19 protein-coding genes are annotated in these 21,839 nt (G+C 50.4%); 8 read left to right on the top strand and 11 right to left on the bottom strand.

Annotated elements, in window-relative coordinates; translation table 11 throughout:
• Positions 1-47: 47 nt before the first annotated feature.
• On the bottom strand, positions 48-1,685 hold the full coding sequence (locus BM185_RS04215) for an electron transfer flavoprotein-ubiquinone oxidoreductase (protein WP_091959943.1): 1,638 nt from the start codon (positions 1,683-1,685) through the stop codon (positions 48-50).
• A 319-nt stretch (positions 1,686-2,004) separates the two neighbouring features.
• On the opposite strand from BM185_RS04215, the gene BM185_RS04210 reads away from it, so the two are divergent.
• Positions 2,005-2,754 carry an electron transfer flavoprotein subunit beta/FixA family protein gene (locus tag BM185_RS04210; protein WP_091959670.1) on the top strand — a complete coding sequence of 250 codons (750 nt, stop codon included), beginning with the start codon at positions 2,005-2,007 and terminating at the stop codon, positions 2,752-2,754.
• On the top strand, positions 2,754-3,680 hold the full coding sequence (locus tag BM185_RS04205) for an electron transfer flavoprotein subunit alpha/FixB family protein (protein WP_091959666.1): 927 nt from the start codon (positions 2,754-2,756) through the stop codon (positions 3,678-3,680). Before BM185_RS04210 ends, BM185_RS04205 begins: the two co-directional genes overlap by 1 nt.
• A 301-nt stretch (positions 3,681-3,981) precedes the next feature.
• On the opposite strand, the gene BM185_RS04200 is transcribed toward BM185_RS04205, so the two are convergent.
• Positions 3,982-5,718 carry a Na/Pi cotransporter family protein gene (locus tag BM185_RS04200; protein ID WP_091959663.1) on the bottom strand — a complete coding sequence of 579 codons (1,737 nt, stop codon included), beginning with the start codon at positions 5,716-5,718 and terminating at the stop codon, positions 3,982-3,984.
• Positions 5,719-6,022: 304 nt separating this feature from the next.
• On the opposite strand from BM185_RS04200, the gene BM185_RS04195 reads away from it, so the two are divergent.
• Complete coding sequence (locus tag BM185_RS04195) at positions 6,023-7,420, top strand: GGDEF domain-containing protein (protein WP_091959660.1); 1,398 nt, start codon at positions 6,023-6,025, stop codon at positions 7,418-7,420.
• Positions 7,421-7,553: 133 nt separating this feature from the next.
• Here the strand turns inward: BM185_RS04195 and BM185_RS04190 are convergent, their stop codons facing one another.
• From BM185_RS04190 to BM185_RS04180, 3 genes are all read right to left on the bottom strand, one after another.
• Positions 7,554-8,021 carry a flavodoxin family protein gene (locus tag BM185_RS04190; RefSeq protein ID WP_091959657.1) on the bottom strand — a complete coding sequence of 156 codons (468 nt, stop codon included), beginning with the start codon at positions 8,019-8,021 and terminating at the stop codon, positions 7,554-7,556.
• Positions 8,018-8,887, bottom strand: a complete 870-nt coding sequence (locus BM185_RS04185) for a bifunctional nuclease domain-containing protein (RefSeq protein WP_091959655.1) — start codon at positions 8,885-8,887, stop codon at positions 8,018-8,020. Before BM185_RS04185 ends, BM185_RS04190 begins: the two co-directional genes overlap by 4 nt.
• Positions 8,888-8,952: 65 nt before the next feature.
• Entirely contained in the window at positions 8,953-10,497 is a 1,545-nt protein-coding gene (locus BM185_RS04180) for a bifunctional GNAT family N-acetyltransferase/carbon-nitrogen hydrolase family protein (RefSeq protein WP_091959652.1), read from the bottom strand.
• 162 nt (positions 10,498-10,659) lie between these two features.
• On the opposite strand from BM185_RS04180, the gene BM185_RS04175 reads away from it, so the two are divergent.
• Complete coding sequence (locus BM185_RS04175) at positions 10,660-11,205, top strand: YaeQ family protein (protein WP_091959648.1); 546 nt, start codon at positions 10,660-10,662, stop codon at positions 11,203-11,205.
• 4 nt (positions 11,206-11,209) lie between these two features.
• On the opposite strand, the gene BM185_RS04170 is transcribed toward BM185_RS04175, so the two are convergent.
• The 5 genes from BM185_RS04170 to BM185_RS04150 are packed head-to-tail and all read right to left on the bottom strand — an operon-like array spanning position 11,210 to position 14,897.
• Positions 11,210-11,581: a DUF2237 family protein gene (locus BM185_RS04170; protein ID WP_091959645.1), complete on the bottom strand. Its 372-nt coding sequence runs from the start codon at positions 11,579-11,581 to the stop codon at positions 11,210-11,212.
• Positions 11,582-11,637: 56 nt separating this feature from the next.
• Positions 11,638-12,423, bottom strand: a complete 786-nt coding sequence (locus BM185_RS04165) for a LytR/AlgR family response regulator transcription factor (RefSeq protein WP_245751677.1) — start codon at positions 12,421-12,423, stop codon at positions 11,638-11,640.
• Complete coding sequence (locus tag BM185_RS04160; protein ID WP_091959642.1) at positions 12,398-13,471, bottom strand: sensor histidine kinase; 1,074 nt, start codon at positions 13,469-13,471, stop codon at positions 12,398-12,400. Before BM185_RS04160 ends, BM185_RS04165 begins: the two co-directional genes overlap by 26 nt.
• A gap of 11 nt (positions 13,472-13,482) precedes the next feature.
• A complete protein-coding gene (locus BM185_RS04155; RefSeq protein ID WP_091959639.1) occupies positions 13,483-14,502 on the bottom strand; it encodes a hypothetical protein in 1,020 nt (339 codons plus the stop codon).
• Between the two features lie 11 nt (positions 14,503-14,513).
• The gene (locus BM185_RS04150; protein WP_091959637.1) at positions 14,514-14,897 is read right to left on the bottom strand and encodes a DUF2306 domain-containing protein; all 384 of its coding nucleotides are present in this window, start codon (positions 14,895-14,897) and stop codon (positions 14,514-14,516) included.
• Between the two features lie 203 nt (positions 14,898-15,100).
• On the opposite strand from BM185_RS04150, the gene BM185_RS04145 reads away from it, so the two are divergent.
• The 3 genes from BM185_RS04145 to BM185_RS04135 are packed head-to-tail and all read left to right on the top strand — an operon-like array spanning position 15,101 to position 17,701.
• Positions 15,101-15,781 carry an ABC transporter ATP-binding protein gene (locus BM185_RS04145; RefSeq protein WP_091959634.1) on the top strand — a complete coding sequence of 227 codons (681 nt, stop codon included), beginning with the start codon at positions 15,101-15,103 and terminating at the stop codon, positions 15,779-15,781.
• A complete protein-coding gene (locus tag BM185_RS04140; protein ID WP_091959631.1) occupies positions 15,778-16,995 on the top strand; it encodes an ABC transporter permease in 1,218 nt (405 codons plus the stop codon). The genes BM185_RS04145 and BM185_RS04140 overlap by 4 nt, the downstream gene beginning before the upstream one ends.
• Entirely contained in the window at positions 16,988-17,701 is a 714-nt protein-coding gene (locus BM185_RS04135; protein ID WP_091959628.1) for an outer membrane lipoprotein-sorting protein, read from the top strand. The genes BM185_RS04140 and BM185_RS04135 overlap by 8 nt, the downstream gene beginning before the upstream one ends.
• Here BM185_RS04135 and BM185_RS04130 read toward each other — a convergent pair.
• On the bottom strand, positions 17,667-18,164 hold the full coding sequence (locus tag BM185_RS04130) for an Lrp/AsnC family transcriptional regulator (RefSeq protein ID WP_091959625.1): 498 nt from the start codon (positions 18,162-18,164) through the stop codon (positions 17,667-17,669). The two genes, BM185_RS04135 and BM185_RS04130, sit on opposite strands and share 35 nt — an antisense overlap.
• A gap of 182 nt (positions 18,165-18,346) precedes the next feature.
• Between BM185_RS04130 and BM185_RS04125 the strand changes: the two genes are divergently transcribed.
• Entirely contained in the window at positions 18,347-21,829 is a 3,483-nt protein-coding gene (locus tag BM185_RS04125) for an indolepyruvate ferredoxin oxidoreductase family protein (RefSeq protein WP_091959622.1), read from the top strand.
• Positions 21,830-21,839: the final 10 nt, after the last annotated feature.

The following is a 21,839-nucleotide window of genomic DNA, read 5'->3' as shown; positions in this document are numbered from 1 at the left end:
ATAAAAAGGAGGCCTTGAAGGCCTCCTTTTTTAATGCGCTGGGCGTCTTACATATTGGGGTAGGTAGGACCGCCACCTCCCTCAGGAGTCACCCAGGTGATGTTTTGTGCAGGGTCCTTGATGTCACAGGTTTTGCAATGTACACAGTTTGAGAAATTAATCTGAAACTTAGGCTTGCCTGCATCATCATTAACCACTTCATAGACACCCGCAGGGCAATAACGCTGCGCGGGTTCATCGAACTGTGGCAGGTTGTCCCTAATGGGTAGCTCAGGATCTTTCAGGCGTAGGTGGCAAGGCTGGTCTTCTTCGTGGACTGCATTGGACAGGAAGACAGACGATAGCTTGTCAAAGCTCAGTTTGCCATCCGGTTTGGGATAGTCAATTTTCTCGCATTCGCTGGCTGGCTTGAGCGCTTCATGATCTTTCTTGGTGTCATGCAGAGTGAAAGGCAGGTTGCCACCAAAGATATTTTGATCAATAAAGTTGAAAGCGCCGCCCAGGAAGGTGCCATATTTGTGCATGGCCGGTCCGAAGTTGCGTGCTTTTTTCAACTCTTCATTGGCCCAGCTGCTTTCCCATTTTTCAGTAAAGGCGGTCAGCTCAGAACCGCCTTCATCACCTGCCTGAATGGCTTCAAACACGGTTTCAGCAGCCAGCATGCCTGATTTCATGGCGGTGTGAACGCCTTTAATCTTGGAGAAGTTCAAGGTGCCAGCATCACAGCCAATCAAGAGACCACCGGGGAAGGTCATTTTAGGAAGGCAGTTGTAGCCCCCTTTGGTAATCGCACGAGCGCCATAGCTAACGCGCTTGCCACCTTCCAGGTATTGTTTGATGACTGGGTGGTGCTTCATGCGTTGGAATTCATCAAAAGGTGACAAATGTGGGTTGGAATAGGAAAGATCGACAATCAAGCCAACTTCAACCTGGTTGTTTTCATCATGGTAAAGGAAGAAGCCACCGCCAGTATCGCTGGGTAGTGGCCAACCAGAGCCGTGTACAACCAGACCCGGCTCATGTTTGTCTGGGTCGATATCCCAGAGTTCTTTGATGCCGATACCATAGTGTTGAGGGTCTTTGCCTTCTTCCAGGTTGAACTTGGCGCTTAGCTCTTTGCCCAGGTGACCACGACAGCCTTCGCTGAAGAGGGTGTATTTGGCGCGTAGCTCCATGCCGGGTTCAAAGCTGTCTTTGGGTTCGCCATCAGCACCTATGCCCATGTCGCCAGTGATGACGCCCTGGACTTCGCCTTGGTCACCATAAATGATGCTTGCTGCAGGGAAGCCGGGAAAGACGTTGACTTCCAACTCTTCGGCCTGCTCACCAAGCCAGCGCACGACATTACCCAGGCTGACAATGTAGTTGCCATCATTGTGCATGGTTTTGGGGACTGCAAAGTTGGGCAGTTTGCTGGCGGCATTTTCATTTTTCAGCAAATAGACATCATCTTTGGTGACCTTGGTGTTCAGTGGTGCACCCTTTTCTTTCCAGTCAGGGATGAGTTCATCCAGGGCGCGAGGCTCAATGACGGCACCCGAAAGAATATGTGCACCCACTTCGGAGCCTTTTTCAACAACACAAACTTCCAGCTCCTTGCCGGCTTCGTTGGCTTGTTGTTTTAGACGGATGGCAGCGGAAAGGCCTGCGGGGCCAGCGCCGACGATGAGTACATCAAACTCCATAGATTCGCGTTCCACGGCAACTCTCCTCAAAATTGGGTTGTTTTCGTTATCAGAAATGCTAGAGTGTATTTAAAACGGTCGTTTGGTTTAGGTCAAGAGCTGGCCGGTAATGAGGCAGCAAAAGGCCTAAAAAGGCTTAGGTCAGGAGATTATAAGCTTTAAAATGTGACTCGTCAGTTTAAGTCAACGTTTGACTGAAAGCTGACTTGGAGTCATCATTCGTACAGCAAGTGTTACAGGAACGCAAAAATTTTTTATGTTGCAGGTTGACCTTGTTAAAGCGGCCTGCTGTTTCAACCACTGAGAAAACGGAGAATCTATGAAGGTTCTTGTCCCTGTTAAGCGCGTTGTTGATTACAACGTCAAGGTTCGCGTTAAAGCGGATCAGTCAGATGTTGATCTGGCGAATGTTAAAATGTCCATGAACCCCTTCTGTGAAATCGCGGTTGAAGAAGCGGTACGCCTGAAAGAAAAGGGCACAGCGACTGAAATCATTGCGGTCACTATTGGTTCTAAAACAGCCCAGGAGCAGCTACGTACTGCTATGGCTCTGGGCGCTGATCGCAGTATTCTCATTGAAACCGATGAAGCCGTGGATTCGCTGACTGCAGCAAAGTTGTTTGCCAAGGTTGTTGAAGAAGAGCAACCCCAAATCGTGATGATGGGTAAACAGTCCATCGATACCGACAACAACCAGACCCCTCAAATGCTGGCGGGTTTGACCGGCATGTCTCAGGGCATGTTTGCGTCCAAGATTGAAGTGGAAGGCGACAAGGCGAAGGTGACGCGCGAAATTGATGGTGGTCTGCAAACCATCGAGGTCAAGCTGCCCGCTGTACTGAGTGCCGATCTGCGCTTGAACGAGCCTCGTTATGCCAAGCTTCCCAACATTATGAAAGCCAAGAAAAAGCCGCTGGATACTAAGACGCCTGCGGACTATGGCGTGGAAGTGGCTTCCAAGCTGAAGACCCTGAAAGTTGAGCCACCTGCTGAGCGTTCTGCAGGCATCAAAGTGGGCAGCGTGGATGAGCTGGTCGATAAACTGAAAAATGAAGCGAAGGTGGTCTAATGAGCATTCTCGTTGTAGCTGATCATCATGATAATGAACTGGCACCTGTGACAGCCAATGTAGTTGCCGCTGCCAAAGCGATTGGTGGCGATATCCAGGTTTTGGTTGCTGGTGAAAACTGCCAGGCTGCGGCTGAAGCGGCGTCTAAACTGGACGGTGTGAGTAAGGTTCTGGTTGCCGATAATGCCGTTTATGGTCACCAACTGGCTGAAAATGTGGCAGCGCTTTTGGCTGAGATTGGCAAGGACTTTTCTCACCTGCTGACAGCCGCTACCGGTGTAGGCAAAAACGTCTTCCCTCGTGTCGCTGCGCTGCTGGATGTGAATCAGATTTCTGAAATCATTGCTGTAGAAAGCGCGGATACCTTTAAGCGTCCGATTTATGCCGGTAATGCCATTGCTACCGTACAAAGCGAAGATGCCGTGAAGGTGATTACTGTTCGTGGTACTTCCTTTGATCCGGTTGCTGATACCGGCTCTGCTGAGATTACCGCTTTGGATCAAGCCACGGATGCTGGTTTGTCCAGCTTTGTGGGTGAAGAGCTGGTTGCTTCTGACCGTCCTGAACTGACCGCTGCCGGTATTGTGGTATCCGGTGGCCGGGGTGTGGGTAGTGCCGAAGGTTTTGACATTATCTACAAGCTGGCTGACAAACTGGGTGGTGCTGTCGGTGCCTCCCGTGCTGCGGTTGATGCAGGCTACGTACCTAATGATATGCAGGTCGGTCAAACCGGTAAGATCGTTGCGCCTCAGCTGTACATTGCTGCCGGTATCTCCGGTGCCATTCAGCACCTGGCGGGTATGAAGGATTCCAAGGTGATCGTTGCGATCAACAAGGATGAAGAAGCGCCCATCTTCCAGGTTGCTGACTATGGTCTGGTGGCGGATCTGTTCGAAGCCGTACCTGAGCTGGAAGGCAAGCTGTAATCTTTTTACAGTCCTTTTAGTCATCAGCAAAAGGCCAGCCTCTAGGGCTGGCCTTTTTTTATGATATTTTTACGGGTTTTAGGAACTAGACTCCAGGAGCCGGATCAATGAGCGAGCAAGCCACCCCTTTTGAGTAGGCTATCCATGTTTGGAAGAAGCAGGGGTTTGAGGTGGTGGCTAGACTGCCGAAGGGTTTCAGGCATTCCTGTAAAGGCTTGGTTGACGCTCTGGTTATGTACAAAACCCTGCGATGGAATAAAAAAAGCCCCTCACCGGGAGGGGCCAAGAGATGAAGTGTGTGTTAGTAATCCTGGCCGTCAATACGCATGGCCTTAAGGCGTCGTCCAGCCGCAGATTCATTAACATTTAGAATATGATCGCCAATCCTTTCCAGTCGATTAAGCATATCAATAAAGGTGACTCCGGCTCGGGTCGGATACTCACCTGCTTCCAGGCGGGCATAGTGGTTATCACGACACTCATCACGAACCCTGTCAATCTGTTGCTCCAGTTCGAGTGATTCATCGAGATTGACGTCTTCAGGCGTCTGGCCGACATGCTTTTTCATGGATTGAATCGCACGGCCAACGCTGCCCATCATGCGTGCCATTTCTTGAAGTGCTGTTTCAGGCCAGCCACTTCCGGTGCCATCAAAACGCTCAGTTAATTTGGCAATTTGGTAGTAGATGTCAGCAATACGCTCCAGATCATTGATCATGGTTTGCAGGAAGCGAATGCGTTCAGTGAGATCATGTTCCATGTTGGTATGTTCACTAATACGTACCAGATAGTCGGAAATTTCTATTTCCAGCTGGTCGGTAGCCTCTTCATATTTTTTGATCTTACCAAGCAGAGTTTTGGTATCGGCTTTGGGATCAAACAAGAGTTCGTTGGTGATCTGGTGCATTTCCTCAACGATGCTTGAGAAATGCTGGATTTCTTTGTTGGCCTGCTCAATGGAAAGCCCTGGTGAAGTCATCAGGCCAGTGCTGATGTAGCGTAAGTGAAAATCACCCGTGCTGCCGCGAACGGGCTGAATATATTCAACAAAGCGAACCAGTAGGGGTACGAAGGCAAAAAGAATCAGTACATTCAGAATATTGAAGGAGGTGTGGAAGAGCGATAATGCAAGAGTGGCATTGGCTCTAGATTCTACTTCTCCGCCCATGACGGATAGAGAGTTTTCAGCAAAATGCTGCACAATAAAATCAATAAGATGCAGGAAAGGCAATATGATCAGAAGCATCCAGATGACACCGATCACATTAAAGAAAAAGTGAAAGCGTGCGGCCTGTTTGGCATAAACATTCCCCGCCATGGCGGCTATATTGGCGGTGACAGTGGTGCCAATGTTTTCACCTAGAATCATAGCTGCGGCGATGGGGAAAGAAACCCAGCCCTCAAAGAGCATGACCAGAGTAATGGTAGTTGCTGCCGAGGAAGATTGGGTCAATAGGGTCAGAACTGCACCAACCACAACGAAGAGTACTAATGAGAGGTAGCCGTAATTGGAATAGCTATCCAAAAAGGAAAAAATTTCAGGGTTGGTGTTGATATCGGGTACTGCGCCCTTGATGAACTCCAGGCCGATAAAGAGGATACCAAAACCGACCATAGCCTCCGCAATATTTCTCAAGCGGCTATTGCCGGAGAAAAGAAATGCGAAAAAGATGCCAATGACCGCTAAGGCAATAGGGGTTATCTGAAACTTGAAACCAAACAGGGCAACCATCCAGGCGGTTATGGTAGTGCCTATGTTGGCCCCCATGATGACGCCGGTTGATTGAACAAAAGTGAGCAGGCCTGCATTCACGAAACTCACCGTCATAACGGTGGTTGTGGTGGAGGACTGAGTGATGGCCGTGGTTCCAAAGCCAGTTACTACACCGGCTGCACGATTGCGGGTCATGCCAGCGAGAATGCCTTTCAGCCGAGAGCCAGCGATCTTCTGCAGCCCTTCACTGAATACTTTCATCCCGAAGATGAAAATCCCAAGAGCACCGATCAACTGCAGAAAATCAAAAAAAGAATAGGACATAAGCACCTTGTTCGTAGCCAGTCTTCATTGTATTGGCTTGTGGCCAAGCAATAAAATCAACAGCAGAGTTTTTTTTGCTGGTTCGTAACATTGAAAACGCGCGCATTATAGCCCCCACAGAAAAGACGCGAAACATTTATGTCATCTTTTTGAAATCTTGGTGAGGCTCCTTATTGCCAGATAAGGCTTTTTTTGTAACATCTGTGGTAGGATTTAAGCTGTTTAAGTCCAATTACTGGTAGGTGATCTTTTGCTGGATCCAAAGGCTTGTGTAACCAGTAGGAACATTTATGTAGGCTTCTGTATGCAAAAGGGGTGGCTGCTCCTGCTTTTGGTTATAGCCGCTGCTGCCTTGTTGCACTGGTATTTGCCCTATGGGATGGTGCTGGCCATCAATAACCTGTTTATTAGCCTGCTCAGCGCCTCTGCTGTTTTTATGGCTTGCCTGCTAAGACCTGATTTGTACCAGAGAAAGGCCTGGTTACTGGTTTCTCTGGCAGGTTTTTTTAGCTTTGCAGGGCATCTTCTCTGGCACTTTTCGGAGTTAAAAATCTGGGTGGCTTCACCACTGCCGATTTACCTGCTGTATTTGTCGACTTATCTGTTGCTTGTTCTAGCCATCTGGCATTTTGGGCGCTCAGTTGAAACGACTGAAGGGGCTTTAATTGATTCCTTGATGGTCGTAGTTGCGGCTACTGTGTTGTTTTGGGCAGCAATGATCCAGCCTTTCCTGGGCGAGGTGGAGCCTCTACATCTGCTGATGGCTTCTGCCTATCCGGTTGCTGACCTCCTGCTCTTGATGTTTACTTTGAAGTTGTTTTTTCTGGGCGTCAGGCGCTCTCTAGCCCTGATCATGCTTTTGGGTGCTATCACTTTGCTGCTTATGGCTGACCTTCTGCATGCCTATGGTGTCAGTACTGGCTGGTATGAACGAGGCGGCGTACTGGACTTACTTTGGTATGGTGTCTATGGCTTGATGGCCGCTGCGGCTTGGCATCCTTCTGCCAAAGATCCCTTAACAGACCGGCCTTTAAGCAATCAACTGGCTTTTTTACGTTTACTGGTTATAGGGATCATTGCGATTGCGGTACCTGCATCCATCCTGCTGATAACCCCATCAAATGGCGGACTGGTACACATAGCGGCTTCGGCCTCTATCATTTTATTTATTTTGATGCTCTTTCGTATGACCTTTCTGTTGCGCCGTAATCAGCAACAGGCTGCAGAACTAGAGCATCTGATTCGCACTGACCCTTTGACGGGCGCAGCCAATCGGCGCTGGTTGGAAGAATACCTGACAGTGGAAATATCCAGGTCTTTGCGGCAGGGAGTACCACTGGCTTTGGCCTTTATGGATTTGGATTTTTTCAAAAAATACAATGATAGCTACGGGCATTCTGCCGGTGATCAACTTTTAATTGCCTTGGTTGCTAATTGGAAAACGGCTTTGCGAACAACGGACTTACTTGCCCGTACGGGTGGTGAGGAGTTTGTACTGGTTTGCCCTGATACGGACTTAGAGTCTGTAAAGCCTTTACTGGAGAGATTGCAGCAACTGGTTCCTGATCAGCAAACCTGCTCTGTCGGTGTGACCCTTTTTCAGGAAAAAGATACTCTGGATAGCCTGCTGCACCGTGCAGATGAGGCGCTGTATCGAGCTAAAGCAGAGGGGCGTAACTGTATTAGGGAAGAGCTGATCTAACTTGGTTACGGCTAGCGTCTTTGTAAATTCTTCTCCTTCATGACTGAAAGCTTTGCTTGTTGCATTGCGGTGGTCATCAGGATTTCAGGCTTTTTCATTTCATCTTGGCGTGCTTTCTGATCCACTTAATCGCTCAAAATACCCCTGAATCCAGTCCCGCAGCCATTGCCTGACCTATCTCTTGAGCCTGATCAATAAATTCATCCTGCCATTCGCCCTTGAAGATGATCGGTTCCTGCACCCAGTTCCAGCGCAGTCCAGTGACGATGCTTTCCACCGCTCGACGCGTACCTGTTCCATCCAGTCCGGCTCGAATATACAGACAGCAGGGAAGCCCCTGTTTTTCTTCAAGAACTGGGTAATAGCAGCGGTCGAAAAAGTCTTTCAGGGCGCCACTCATGTAACCGAGGTTTTCAGTAGTTCCAAGGATGATGGCATCTGCCTTTAATATATCATCGGGTTGTGTTTCGAGAGGCGGCAGCCAACGGGTTTCCACCTCTTCTATGTCATCATGCTTGGCACCAGCCAGAACGGCATCGACTAGCTTACGGGTATTGGGTGAGGGCGCATGAGCAACGATCAGTAGCTGTTTTTTACTCATAGTTGGGAGTCATGTTGACGTTGTCTAGGTTCAGGGCGAGCGGTTTTGAAGCCGACTTTCAGGTGTAATCTAAGCTCTTCACCTTCCAGCCAATAGGCAATTTCAGCTTCCTGGCTCGGTGGTGTTTGGCGCATTAACTCCAGGAATTCCATGGGCGTATGTGGCGGTTTTCCATTAACCGCCATGATTAATGCGCCTGCCTGGAGTCCTTTGTCAGTGGCTGAGCCTTGAGTTTCTGTAACCAGAACGCCGGGCTGGTCAGGTAAGTCCAAAGCAGCACGCAAATCCTGGGTGGCTTCACTAACACTGATACCAGCAGCCTTGACCAATTGATTTTCCAGAGCCTCATGATCAAGCAGTGCTGCTGAGGCCAGGACATCCGGACCAACATAGATGCCTGCACCGGCTCTTAAACCCAGAGCCAAGGCATCGCTGGGCCGGGAATCTATCAATAGTGGATCATCTTTTCCGGGAAGCTCCACTTCCAGAAAGCCCAAAAAAGCACCATCACTAAGGTCGTCAATTAATACCCGTTTAAGACGTGCATCCAGATTGATCAAAACCTGGTTAACCAGATCATGGGTCATGGGGCGCCTGGGCAGAGTGTCCTGAAGGGCATCTGAAATGGCCCGAGCTTCATTGGGGCCTATGAAGATGGCTATCATTTCACTGCTGCCTGGTTCACGCAAAAGTACCACCGGAGTGCCGCCTTGAGTGAGCAGCAGAGTGGCGACCTCAACTTTAACCAGCTGCTCGTCGCTAACTTGCAGGTCTCTAGCCAGCGCAGAAAAGCTTAAACACCAGGCAATTAGTGTAATCAGCAGGCCTTTGAGTAGTAGGGCGGTTTTGCCTAGAAAAATATGCATGGCCACTTCTTCTCCTGGCAGGGTTCTTTTATTGAGACTAGCGTTTACCCAGGTAATTCACCAGTTCAGTTATTGTTGGCCTTTTTCTTACGCCATTTCACGCTGAACAAATCGGTTCGCCTGTCTTTCAGGTTGGTGACTGAGCCTTCACTACGTACCAGCTTCAGACGTGTGAAGTCCAGGTCCGAAAAGAAAATCATTTCGGTATTGGGTGTAGTTTCATTCAGCACCGCATCATGCGGGAAGGCAAAATCTGAAGGTGAGAAGACCGCTGACTGGGCATATTGAATATCCAGGCTTTCAATCGAAGGCAGGTTGCCTACACTGCCGCAGATGACCACATAGCATTCGTTTTCCACGGCGCGGGCCTGGGCGGTATGGCGTACCCGCAGATAGCCGTTTTTGGTGTCTGTCCAGAAGGGCACGAAGAGAATATCCATATCATCATCAGCCAGCAGGCGACCCAGCTCTGGAAACTCTACGTCATAGCAGATTAGCATCCCGATGCGCCCGGCATCGGTTTCAAACACTGAAAGCTCATGGCCGCCTTCAATCACCCAGTCGCGCCTTTCCTGGGGGGTGATATGCAGCTTGGGCTGGCGTTCCAGGGTGCCATCGCGGCGGAACAGGTAGGCGACATTGTAGAGGAGTTCATCCTCACCTTCTTCGACCATAGAACCAGCAATAATATTGATGTTGTAGCTGACTGCCATGCGCATGAGTTCGGTTTTGAACTGCTCAGTGAAGGTGGCCAAAAAGCGCACAGCCTGCATGGTGTCAGATTGATCGGTGAGGCCCATAAGTGGGGCGTTGAACAGCTCCGGGAAGACGGCAAAGTCACTGCCATAGTCGGAGAGGGCATCGACAAAGTATTCCACCTGCTGCAGTACTGAATCTACAGAGTCAAATTCACGCATCTGCCACTGTACAGCACCCACTCGCGCCTCGGTGCTAACGCTATCCAGAATCAGGTCCGCTGGCTCATAAAGGATATTGTTCCATTCCAGCAGGGTGGCATAGCCATGTGAGCGGTCATCTTCGGGAAGATATCCACGCATCAGACGTTTGACCATAAAGTCATTGGCCAGCTGGAAGGAGAGAATGGGGTCGTGAATTTCTTTGCGAGCCACTTCCTCCAGGTATTCGGTCGGTTTTAAGTCCTTGGCGTACTCATGGTAGTTGGGGATACGTCCGCCTGCGATAATGGCGCGCAGGTTCATGGAGCGGCACATTTCCTTGCGGGTGTCATATAAACGACGACCCAAGCGATGGCCCCGGTAGTCAGGGTCGATCAGTACATCCAGGCCGTAGAGGGCATCGCCATTGGGGTTGTTGCGCACCAGCTCGTTGTTATCAGTCAGATCACTGTATTTATGGGGTTCGGAGAAGGTGGCATAGTCGACAAGTACACTTAATGCAACCCCGACTAGCCGATCATCATCAACAATACCTATCTGCCCGTCGGGAAAATCCTTGATTAACTTGTTGATGGTTCTTTCCGGCCAGGCTCCGCCAATATCGTCGTAAACCTTGTCCATCAGCCTTTTTAGCTGGGGGTAGTCTTTCTTTTTCAGGTTGCGAAGATTGAGATGCGGATCTTCCAGAGTCATGGTTGGGCTTCCTAGTAGCAGATAAGAAATAATCAATATGGAGTCAGCTTAAGCCCTAATTATCTGAAAATAAAGGCTGCACTTTCTAATGCGCCTAGTGTGGCAGGTAATTGCTGGATAAATTCTTTATAATAGCGTTTTTCCTTTAGGAAGCCTTTTTACATGGCACAGAAAGCCAGAGTTATACGCGTTCAGCTGCAAATTGCCGATATGCAGCGCCACTATTACCAAGATCACAGTTTAACCCTAGCCCAGCACCCTTCAGAAACGGATGCGCGCCTCCTGGTTCGGGTTTTGGCTTTTGCCCTCAATGCTTCGGAGGATTTGGTGTTTGCCAAGGATTTAAGCGATGAAGGTGAGCCCGAGCTGGCGGAATATAATCTGCACGGTGATATTGAGCTCTGGATTGCCTTCGGGCAGCTGGATGAAAAGTGGCTGCGCAAGGCCAGTCAGAAGGCCAAGCGGGTCAAGGTTTATGCCTATGGCGGGCGTAGCGTACCCATTTGGTGGCAGCAGAACCAGAGTGGGTTGCAGCGTTTTAAAAACCTGCAGGTTTGGGAAATTCCTGAAGCCAGCGTCAAGGAAATGGCTGGATTGATGGAAAGAGGTATGCAGCTCCAGTGCAATATCAGTGAAGATCAGATTTTCATTTCCAACGACACTAGCAGCGTGACTCTGGAGCCAGTGCTGCTTAAAGACTTCTCTTGAAAGCTCAGTGGGCTGCGTAGGGCTTTAGGTGCGCCAGGGGAACCACGTTGAGCGTATTTTCATGCGTGCTTTCCAAAACCACTGCAGGTGCTACGCCTGCTTCGCGTGCTTCAGCCCAGCGTAGCGCACACAGGCACCACTGATCACCTTCTTTAAGACCGGGAAAACCCCATTCGGGGCGAGGTGTGCTTAGATCGTTACCTTGCTGTTTACTGAAGGCCAGAAACTCTTCCGTGACTAGGGCGCAAACAGTATGCATACCTATATCTTCCATGCAGGTGTGGCAGTAGCCATCCCGGAAAAAGCCGGTTTGGGTATCAAAGCTACAGGGCTGCAAGAGGCCGCCGAGTACATTTTTGGTCAGTTCTGATTTCATAAAAAAACCTCTATTGAATTGCTTCCAGCCTAGGTGGTTTTTGGCTGGGAGGCCAGTCAGTTTTGTTTAAACTGGTCTGCAAAGCGTCGGCTAACAGCCAGAGGTTTCTTGATACCCTCTACTTGAACTTCTAATTGGCCAGTAAAACTACGGCTGACCCGAGCAATTTGGCTGACTTGTACCAGAGTGCTGCGATGGATGCGCCAGAAGAGATCCGGGGCCAACTCTTGTTCCAGCTGTTTAAGTGAGGTGCGGATCAAAAAGTTACCTTCTGAGGTGATCAGGGTGGTGTACTTGTCTTCGGCCTGAAAAGCTAAAATCTGTTCAACATCCAGGACATGAATACTGTCACCCTGGAGGGCCTTGATCCATTTCAGATAGCGGGGTGCGGCTGTTTTTGCCAGCTGGTTTTGGGTGTTTAAAAGCTCTTCCAGGCGCTGCAAGCTGGCCAATTGCGGCTGACGCTCTGCCAGGTTGCGCCTCAGTCGATCCAGGGTTTTTTCCAGGCGCTTTTCATCCAGGGGTTTGAGAAGATAATCCAGGGCCTCTCGATCAAAGGCTTCCAGAGCATGCTGGTCATAGGCGGTCAGGAAAACCACCTGGCAGTTTTCGGTCAGGCCGGATGTCTGCATTCTGTGAGCCACTTCCAGGCCACTGGCTCCTGGCATTTTGATATCCAGAAAGACCACTTGGGGTTGGCTTTCCTGAATCAGATCCCAGGCTTCATCACCGTTGGCAGCGGTAATAATCGAATCCAGTTCAGGCCAGAGTTCTTCCAGCTGGCGCTGTAAATGAAAACGTAAGATAGGCTCGTCATCAGCCAAGAGGCAGGTGATGGGCATTTTCGGGTGCTCCTGGAATGTCCAAGGGAAAACTGAGTTGAATTTGGGTTCCGCCTGCTTTTGGTTGAGTAATGGTTAATTTTGCCTGATCCGCATAGAAGAGTTCCAGGCGTTGGCGAAGATTACTTAACCCCAGACCTTCACCCTGGGTAGTTGGGTGATCAGTAAAGCCCCGGCCGCTATCTCTAACAAGAAGTTGGATGAGATTTTGTTCAGTGGTTATTTCCAGGCTGACTTCACCGCCCTCGGGCAAGGGCTCCAGACCATGTTTAATGGCATTTTCAACCAGGGGTTGCAGGAGTAACGGGGGAATTGCCACTGAATGCAGGGATTCCGGGCACTGGATGCTCCACTTCAGCCTTGGCCCCATGCGTAATTGTTGGATTTCCAGATAGGCTCTTACCAGGCCAAGTTCCTGGTCCAAAGAGGTAGTATCTGATCGAACCTGGGACAAATTAGCTCTCAGCAGCGCAGTCAGCGCCTGAATCATCTGCTTGGCTTTATCGGGCTGGGTATCCACTAATCCCTGAATATTGCCCAGGGTATTAAACAGAAAATGAGGTTCTATCTGGCTTTGCAAAAGCCTGAGTTGGCTGAGCGCCAGGCTTTTTTCTTTTTCAGCCTGTTCAGCCTGAAGCTTTTGGGTGCGGTAGTGAATATAGAAGAAGTAGCAGACCGTGAAACTGAAAATCAGGCCAATGAGTAGATTGCCTAAAACCTGCAGGGGCTGTTCAGTAAAAGCCCTGGTAAACGAGCCATGAATTTCCAGTATCATGACACTGGTACCCAGTAATAAGCCTAAAAGTACCCCACTGCCTGCGGTTATCCAAACCGGATAACTGGGCCACCAGACCAGAAAAAGGTTAAGTAGCAGGGTCATGCTGATGCCATAACTGAAAGCGATTTTCAGGGAGGCAAGTGTTGACAGGGGGCTCAAGAGGCTCATCAAAACCGCAATCACCAAGCAGGCCAGGCTGGTGAAGAAAAGGTTTTGAGCCAGCTCCTTTAACAGCGGCTTGGTGGCTGTGATGGAATTTGCTGAGTGCATTGTTTTGGCTTCTAGTTGAACTGGCCTGAGGTGGTATAAGTCAGGCGCAGATTGATTTCCTGATCCAGCTCGGTCGCACCGGGTCGCCCATCCGGATGATAGCTGAAATAGTTCAACTCCATTAGTACTTCGCTGCTGAGCTGATAGTGAAGTCCCAACTCAGAGATGAGTAAAGGGTCTTCCAGATCCTGATAGTTGATACCCGCGATCCAGGTCCAATCATCAGGGCTCCAGCTCAAGCGCAACAGGGCCGCATCGGTGCTGCCCCAGAAGTATTCACTGCGCACTTCCAGGCCTTGGGCATTGGCCCAGCTGATACCAACCAGAGCCTCCAGCGATTCTTCCTCTTGTTCCTTCCAGCTTGCCGAGGCATAGCCAGCTACTGCCGGTGTCAGGGTCCAGGCCAGTCCCAAACCGGCCAGCCAGTCCTGCTGATAGCCAGCCAGCAGTTGCCATTCGCCCTTGCCTATAAAACCCTGGCTGCGTAGCAAGCAAAGTTCTTCACGCTGTTCGCTTGTCTCATCTGCCTCAACCCAGGCACAGGCCCCTTGATAGACGGTCATTCCCTGATAACTTTCAGCCAGAAGCATAGGGTCAGCCTGGTGCCGGGTGTTGCTTCGGTCATTTTCAGGCCCGAGCCAGTTCAAGGGCAATGCCAAGAAGCCATAATCCCAGTGCAGGCTTTTGGCGCCCAGGGTTATTTCCAAGGCTGACATGGAACCTTCCAGAGTGAAATCATAATAAAGCTCATCAATCTCAGGGTGCCAGCTTTTATCTTCTTCTTCCGGGTCGGTGTTCTGAGCCAACCAGAGATCAGCAAACCAGCCGGATTGTTTCAGACTAGTGCGCAGATACCCGGATTCCTGACGGCTGGCAGGCTGCTGATCTTCGGGTAGCAGGCTGGCACCCCATTGATAGTAGTGACCGCTGAATTGACTTTCCAGTCGCCACTGTAAAGCCTGATCCGCTGCTTTCAGTTCGGAAGAGACAAAAGCGGAAGTGAGCACTAATAGCAGAAGTTTCCAACGCATGGGGCCACCTCTCAAAATAACCAGCTATGCAGTAAGCGCCCAGGCATCAATGCAAAACTGCCTGCAATGATGATCCCACCGATATAAAGAGCCAGCATATTCAGAGCGTGCTCCTTCACGTCACCTCGCTGAGCGGCAAAATAAGCAACGGGTCCCGAGTAAAGAACCAGCAGACTTAAAAGATGCAGCCACCCAAAGTGCCCAAGAAGGGTCGGGCCAACCTGGGCTGGCATTAATAGGGTAATCAGCGCAGTGATTAGCATTAATACCAGATAGAAGCGTCCGAGTAGCTTGTGCAGCCAGGTTCCTTTGCGGGCAAGCAGAAGCCAGGTGCCCAAAACAAAAGCAGGCAGGACACTGGCCAGGTGGAGGTAAACCAAAAGTAAATAATTCATTAGCTGTCCCCTTGAATCAAAAAGCTTGGGGTCAGGCTAAATCCGGAAGCTCTTGGCTGCTGGCTAATGCGATAAAAGGTTCTATCAGCAGATAAGTGGTTACCGTTTATCGTCAAATAAAACCACTGGTCACTTGCTTCTGACAGCTCACCAGGCAGCTTTTATCTTGCAACTGCACTTAATTGAATGAAGGAGGTTAAGCCATGAGTTTAATCACCCTGCAGCAGTTGCATAAAAGCTATCGTATTGGAAAACAACCGCAAGCGGTATTAACCGGAATTGATCTGCAGCTCCATCAGGGCGAAATGACCGGCCTGATCGGCCCTTCCGGGAGTGGTAAGAGTACGCTTTTGAACATTTGCGGCCTGATCGACCGGCCTGATAGCGGCGAGATGTTGTGGGAAGGCCAGCCAGTGGATTTTTCTGCAAAGGCGAAGCTAACTCAATTGCGGCGTCGCAGCATTGGATTTGTTTTTCAGAGCTTTAATCTGATTCCCGTGATGAGTGCCGCAGACAATGTAGCTTACCCCCTCTGGTTAAGGGGTGACTCCCGATCCGAGATTAAAAAAGCGGTGCAGACGGTGCTGGAGGAAGTGGAGGTGGCAGAGTTTGCCAATCAGCTGCCGGATGCCCTGTCTGGCGGGCAGCGTCAGCGCGTGGCCATTGCCAGGGCTCTGGTTAAAAAGCCGCAACTTTTGGTAGCCGATGAGCCCACGGCCAGCCTGGATGAGGAAACAGCTCTGGTGGTAGCGGATTTAATGAAAAAGTTGGGCCGCGAATATGGCTGTGCACTGGTGATTGCCACCCATGATGATCGTTTGAAGCCCTGGTGTGATTCCATTTATCAACTGCAGCAGGGTGTTCTGCAGGGAGGTGTGCAATGAAATGGTTGTTTCTGGCCTGGAAAAACCTGGGGCGTAACCGGCGGCGTACCCTGGCCACTTTGTTGCTAATTGCGGTTGCCGTGTTTGGCCTGATGGCTTTAAGTGGCTTTGCACTTTATACCTATGAATCCCTGAAAGAAGCCAGCATGCGTGAAGAAGGGCAGGTGATTCTCAGTCATCCCGAGTATTTTCAACGCGAAGAAAACCGCCCCCTGGAATTGGGCCTGTCTGGCGTGAAAGATTTACAGCAACAGCTCCAGGCAGATTCGGGGGTTCGCCGAGTTCTGGCCAGAATCAATTTTGAGGGACTGGTCAGTAATGGTGAAAAATCAACCATCTTCATGGGGCGGGGAGTCGAGCCGGAGCGCTTTCAGATTCAGGGGCAGGGCGTTCAACTCAAGCAGGGCCGCTGGTTGAGCCCTCAGCTCGATCCGACCGCCTTTCCTGAAGTGCTTCTGGGTAAGCGTCTGGCTCAATCCCTGCAAGTTGAACCCGGTGATGGTTTGACGCTTCTGGGTACTACAACCGAAGGGGTTCTCAATGCCCTGGATGTGGATGTTCGAGGCATCGTGAGTACCGGAATTCCTGAGATGGATGCCAGGCTGCTAATGGTACACCTGGATTCTGCTCAGGAGCTGCTGGTCAGCGACCAGGTGAGTCAGTTGGGTGTCTACCTTTATTCCTCACAGCAGGATGTGGCCTATTATCAACAGCTGAGTGAAGAATATCCTGAACTGGGTGTGACAGCCTGGCATGAAAGAGCCACCTTTTATCACAGTGTGAGGGATCTCTATAACCGTATTTTTGGGGTAATGGGTGTGATTCTGTTGGTGATGGTGGGCTTTGCCATCTTCAATACCGCATCCATGAGTGTGATGGAGCGAACCCGGGAGCTGGGCACCCTGGCTGCACTGGGAACTCGTCGCCGGGAGATTCTGGGGCTTTTTGTTCAGGAAGCTTTGCTGATTGCCTTGTTGGGAAGTTTGCTGGGCCTGTTGCTGGCCGCCGGCCTGAGTGGGGCGCTGTATTTTTCGGATGTACAGATGCCACCGCCGCCTGGGCAAACCGAGGGTTACCCTTTGTATATCTACTGGTCACCACTTATGGCTGGGTTAAGCAGTTTGGCTGTGGTGGTTTTTGCCGCCCTGGCTGCGGGCCTGGCTACGCTCAAGGGCATCAATAAACCCATTGTCGAGGCACTCAATCATGTTTAGGTTTCTGCTATCCCTAATGTTTCTTTTGCTATTCAGTTCCGGGCTGCAAGCGCATCCGGTGTTGGCAAAAATGGATCAGCTGCGTCTGGGCTCCAGTGATCAGGCAGTCAAAGTCATCACAGAAATTCGCCTTTACAAAAAGGGGGAGCTGGATTCGCAGCGCGATTATGAGGTCTATGTAGGCTCTGAGCGGCGCTCTCTGGTGCTGTTTCGCAGCCCGTCCGAGGCGGGTCAGAAGATGTTGATGCTGGATGATCAGTATTGGCTGTTTATGCCTTCCAGTCGGCGCCCCTTGCGTATCACCCCAATGCAAAAGCTGCTGGGTGAAGCCTCCAGTGGTGATCTGTCTTCCTTGCGCTGGAAGGATGATTATACCGTTATCTCAGAAGACCGGAAAGGCGAACAACTGCAGCTACAACTGGAGGCAGCGCGTTCTGGAGTAACCTACGCAAAAGTTGAGCTACTTGTGGATGCAGCAAATCTGCACCCACAGGAGGCGGCTTTTTATCTTCAGTCGGGCCGCTTGGCGCGTGAAGCTGAGTTCTTGCTGGAGGAAAGGCAGGGGCAAACAGTGATCTCGGGTATGGAATTGCAGGATCGCATTCAACAGGATGAACGCACGGTGATTCTTTACCACTCATCTGAGCCGGTTGAAATTCCGGAGCGCTGGTTCAACCCGGCTTTTCTGTCACGGGAAACGCTTTGATAGGAATAGCGGTTTCATTTTTGATTTCTCTCAGGGCAAAGTTGGAATTGACCTGGGAGATGCCCTGCAGGGTAAAGATCTTTTCATTGAGAAAACGGTCGTAGGCGGCCATATCTTCGATCACCACACGCAGAACAAAGTCTGAGTTGCCTGTTGTTGAGTAGCATTGCAGTACTTCTGGATAGCGCAGAATCTTCTCTTCAAACTCCAGAGTGTTGTCGATGGAGTGTCTTAACAGAGTGATCATCACCAGCACACACAGGGGCTGGCCGACTTTCTGGGGATCGACCAGGGCGGTGAAGTTCTTTATAACACCAGCTTCTTCAAGGGTTTTGACGCGTCGCCAACAGGCAGCAGGGGAGAGGCCGATACATTCAGCCAGTTCTTGGTTTTTCAAGCGGCCATCTTGTTGGAGTTCGGCAAGGATGCGCTGATCAAATTTGTCGAGTTGGTCTTCGGTCATTTTTGTTCTCATTGTGTGCTTAGCGGGTGTTTGGGAATTTCTTTTCTTAAAATTAATTTTAATGAAACAGAATTGCAAACATTTCCTTGATTTGGGTCAATTTAGCAAGCACTTTTAGCCGGGCGATGACTAAACTTAACAGCAAGACAACTACAACAAACTTGCTTAGATGAGGTTTCGCTATGGCTACTCAAGCCCCCGCACGTTTGGACGAATATCAATTGGATGATAGGTACTCCCGTTCTCAGGGACGAGTTTTTGTTACGGGTACTCAGGCACTGGTGCGTATTGCTCTGCGCCAGGCTGAACTGGATCAAAAACTGGGTTATAACACGGCAGGTCTGGTAACCGGCTATCGGGGCTCCCCGGTGGGTGGTGTGGATCAGGCCATGTGGCAAGCCAAAAAAGCTTTGGATAGCCATAAGATCAGTTTCGTTCCTGCTATTAACGAAGACCTGGCAGCAACTATGTTGCTGGGCACTCAGCAGGTAGAAACGGATGCTGACAAGGAAGTGGAAGGTGTTTTTGGGCTTTGGTATGGCAAGGGTCCTGGTGTGGATCGCTCAGGTGATGCATTAAAACATGGTAATGCCTATGGAAGCTCACCTCATGGCGGTGTCCTGGTAGTAGCCGGGGATGATCATGGCTGTGTCTCTTCTTCGATGCCGCACCAGTCGGATGTGGCTTTTATGTCCTGGTTTATGCCTGTAATCAATCCGGCTAACCTAGCTGAGTATGAAGAGTTTGGTCTCTGGGGTTATGCCCTGTCACGCTTTTCGGGTTGCTGGGTTGGCTTTAAAGCTGTTTCCGAAACCGTGGAAAGTGCGGCTTCCCTGGAAGTAAAACCTCTCCCTGAATATAAAACCCCCGAAGACTTCACGCCGCCCGAAGGGGGGCTGCATTATCGCTGGCCTGATCTGCCCGGGCCCCAGTTGGAAACCCGTATTGAGCATAAGTTGGCTGCGGTTCAGGCTTTTGCCCGCGCCAACCCCATCGACAAACTCTTTTATGCCAACCCTGAGGCTCGCTTTGGTCTTGTGACCACCGGCAAAGGCCATCTGGATTTGCTGGAAGCCCTGCGTCTCCTGGGTCTGGATGAAAAGCGCTTGCGTGAACTGGGTGTCGAGATCTACAAGGTAGGGATGGTCTGGCCGCTGAATCGCAAGGGCATCCTGGATTTCGTGCATGGAAAGCAGGAAATTCTGGTGATTGAAGAAAAGCGCGGCATTATCGAAAGCCAGATCAAGGAATACATGTCGGAACCTGATCATCCAGGTGAGGTTTTGGTGACCGGTAAACAGGATGAAGTGGGCCAACCGTTGATTCCTTATGTCGGAGAGCTAAGCCCCAAACTATTGGCCGGTTACCTAGTGGCTCGTTTGAAGCGCTTTTTTAATCTTGACCTCACTCAAGAACTGGCTGCAATTTCTTGTCAGGCAGCAGGCTTGCAAGATCCTGGCGGTGTTCGTCGCTTGCCATACTTCTGTTCAGGTTGTCCTCACAACTCGTCCACCAAGGTGCCAGAAGGCAGTAAGGCACTGGCCGGTATTGGTTGCCACTTTATGGCTTCCTGGATGGGCCGCAGTACCGAATCCTTGATTCAAATGGGTGGCGAAGGGGTGAACTGGGTGGGTAAAAGCCGTTATATCGGCAACCAGCATGTTTTCCAGAATCTGGGTGAAGGCACCTGGTTCCATTCGGGCTCCATGGCGGTGCGTCAGGCCGTGGCAGCGGGTGTCAATATTACCTACAAAATCCTCTTCAATGATGCGGTAGCCATGACGGGTGGTCAGCCGGTTGACGGCCAGATTACTGTACCCATGATTGCTCGTCAGTCGCATGATGAGGGTGTTAAGAAGGTTGTGGTGCTCAGCGACGAGCCAGAAAAATACCGGGGTCATGAAAGTGAGTTTCCGCGGGGTGTCACTTTTTATCATCGTGATGAACTGGATAAGGTGCAGCGTGAACTCCGCGAAATTCCTGGCTGTACAGTCCTGATTTACGATCAAACCTGTGCGGCTGAGAAGCGTCGCCGTCGCAAGCGTGGCACCTTCCCTGATCCGGCCAAGAGGGTATTTATCAATCATCACGTTTGCGAAGGCTGTGGTGATTGTTCTGTGCAATCCAACTGTCTTTCAGTGGTGCCCAAGGAAACTGAACTGGGTCGCAAACGCAAAATCGACCAGTCTTCTTGTAACAAGGACTTCTCTTGTGTCAGCGGCTTTTGCCCTAGTTTCGTCACTATTGAAGGCGGCGAGCTACGCAAACCCAAGGGTATAGAAGCGGGTACTGCCTTCTGGCAGCGAGTAGAAAAACTGGCTGAACCTCAGTTTCCGGAAATCGATGGCACCTACGATCTATTGGTCGGTGGTGTAGGTGGTACTGGTGTAATTACTGTTGGTCAGATGATTACCATGGCTGCCCACTTGGAGTCTAAAGGTGCCAGCGTGTTGGACTTTATGGGCTTTGCTCAAAAAGGCGGCACTGTACTGAGTTATGTTCGCTTGGCTGGAGCGCCCGAAGCACTTAATCAAGTGCGTATTGAGGAAGGTCAGGCTGATGCGGTGATTGCCTGTGATCTGGTGGTTGCCAGTTCGCAAAAAGCTTTGAATGTGCTGCATAAGGGGCATACCCGAATTGTTGCTAACCAGGCTGAGCTACCAACTGCTGACTATGTGCTCTATCGGGATGCCGATATGACGGCGGCCAAGCGCCTACAACTGTTGAAAGATGCAGTGGGTGAAGCGAATTTTTCAGAATTCAACGCCAACCTGATGGCTGAGCAATTGTTGGGTGATAGCGTCTTTTCCAATGTCATGATTCTAGGCTTTGCTTGGCAAAAAGGTCTCTTGCCTTTGTCCAAAGCAGCCTTGATGAAGGCCCTGGAATTGAATGGTGTCGCCGTGGATAAGAACAAGCAGGCCTTTGCCTGGGGTCGTATGGCAGCCGTTGAACCTGAGTATGTTCAGCAACAACTGGATCAGCGTCCTCTCCCAGACACAGCTTCCCTGGATGAGGTCTTGGGGCGTCATGCGCGCTATCTTGAGCAGTATCAGAATAAGGATTGGGCTGAGCGCTACCTATTGAAAGTAGCGGAAGTGCGTAAGGCTGAAGCGCAATTGAGCAGTGACAGCACCTTGAGTGAGGCGGTTGCGCAGCAGTTGTTTCGCTTGATGGCTTACAAGGATGAGTATGAAGTGGCCCGTCTGTTTACGGAAACCGATTTCCTTAAACAGGTTGAAGAAACCTTTAGCGGTGACTTCAAGCTTAACTTTAATCTGGCACCACCTTTGTTAAATGGCAAGAAAGATCGCAGTGGCCGGCCCAAGAAAAAACAGTTCGGCCCCTGGATGCTAAAAGCCATGAAACTTCTGGCCAAAATGCGCGGCCTGCGTAATACAGCCTTCGACCCTTTCCGTTTCAGTGAAGATCGTAAATTGGACCGTCAGCTCTTGGCTGACTATGAAACTCTGATTGATCAGCTGTTGGCCGATCTTAAAGCAGAAAACCTGCAAACAGCGGTTGCTCTTGCCCGTTTGCCAGAAGAAGTGCGCGGTTTTGGTCCAGTGCGAGAAGAAGCCGCAGAGAAGGCCGAAAAACGTAAACAGCAGTTGTTGGAAGAGTTTAAGTCCGGCAAGCCCAAAACTCTGGCGGTCGCTGCCTAAAGGAGATAAG

Origin of the sequence: Marinospirillum celere, from assembly GCF_900112235.1 — a bacterium.
GTDB lineage: Bacteria > Pseudomonadota > Gammaproteobacteria > Pseudomonadales > Halomonadaceae > Marinospirillum > Marinospirillum celere.
This window is presented reverse-complemented; position numbering and strand designations above follow the sequence as displayed.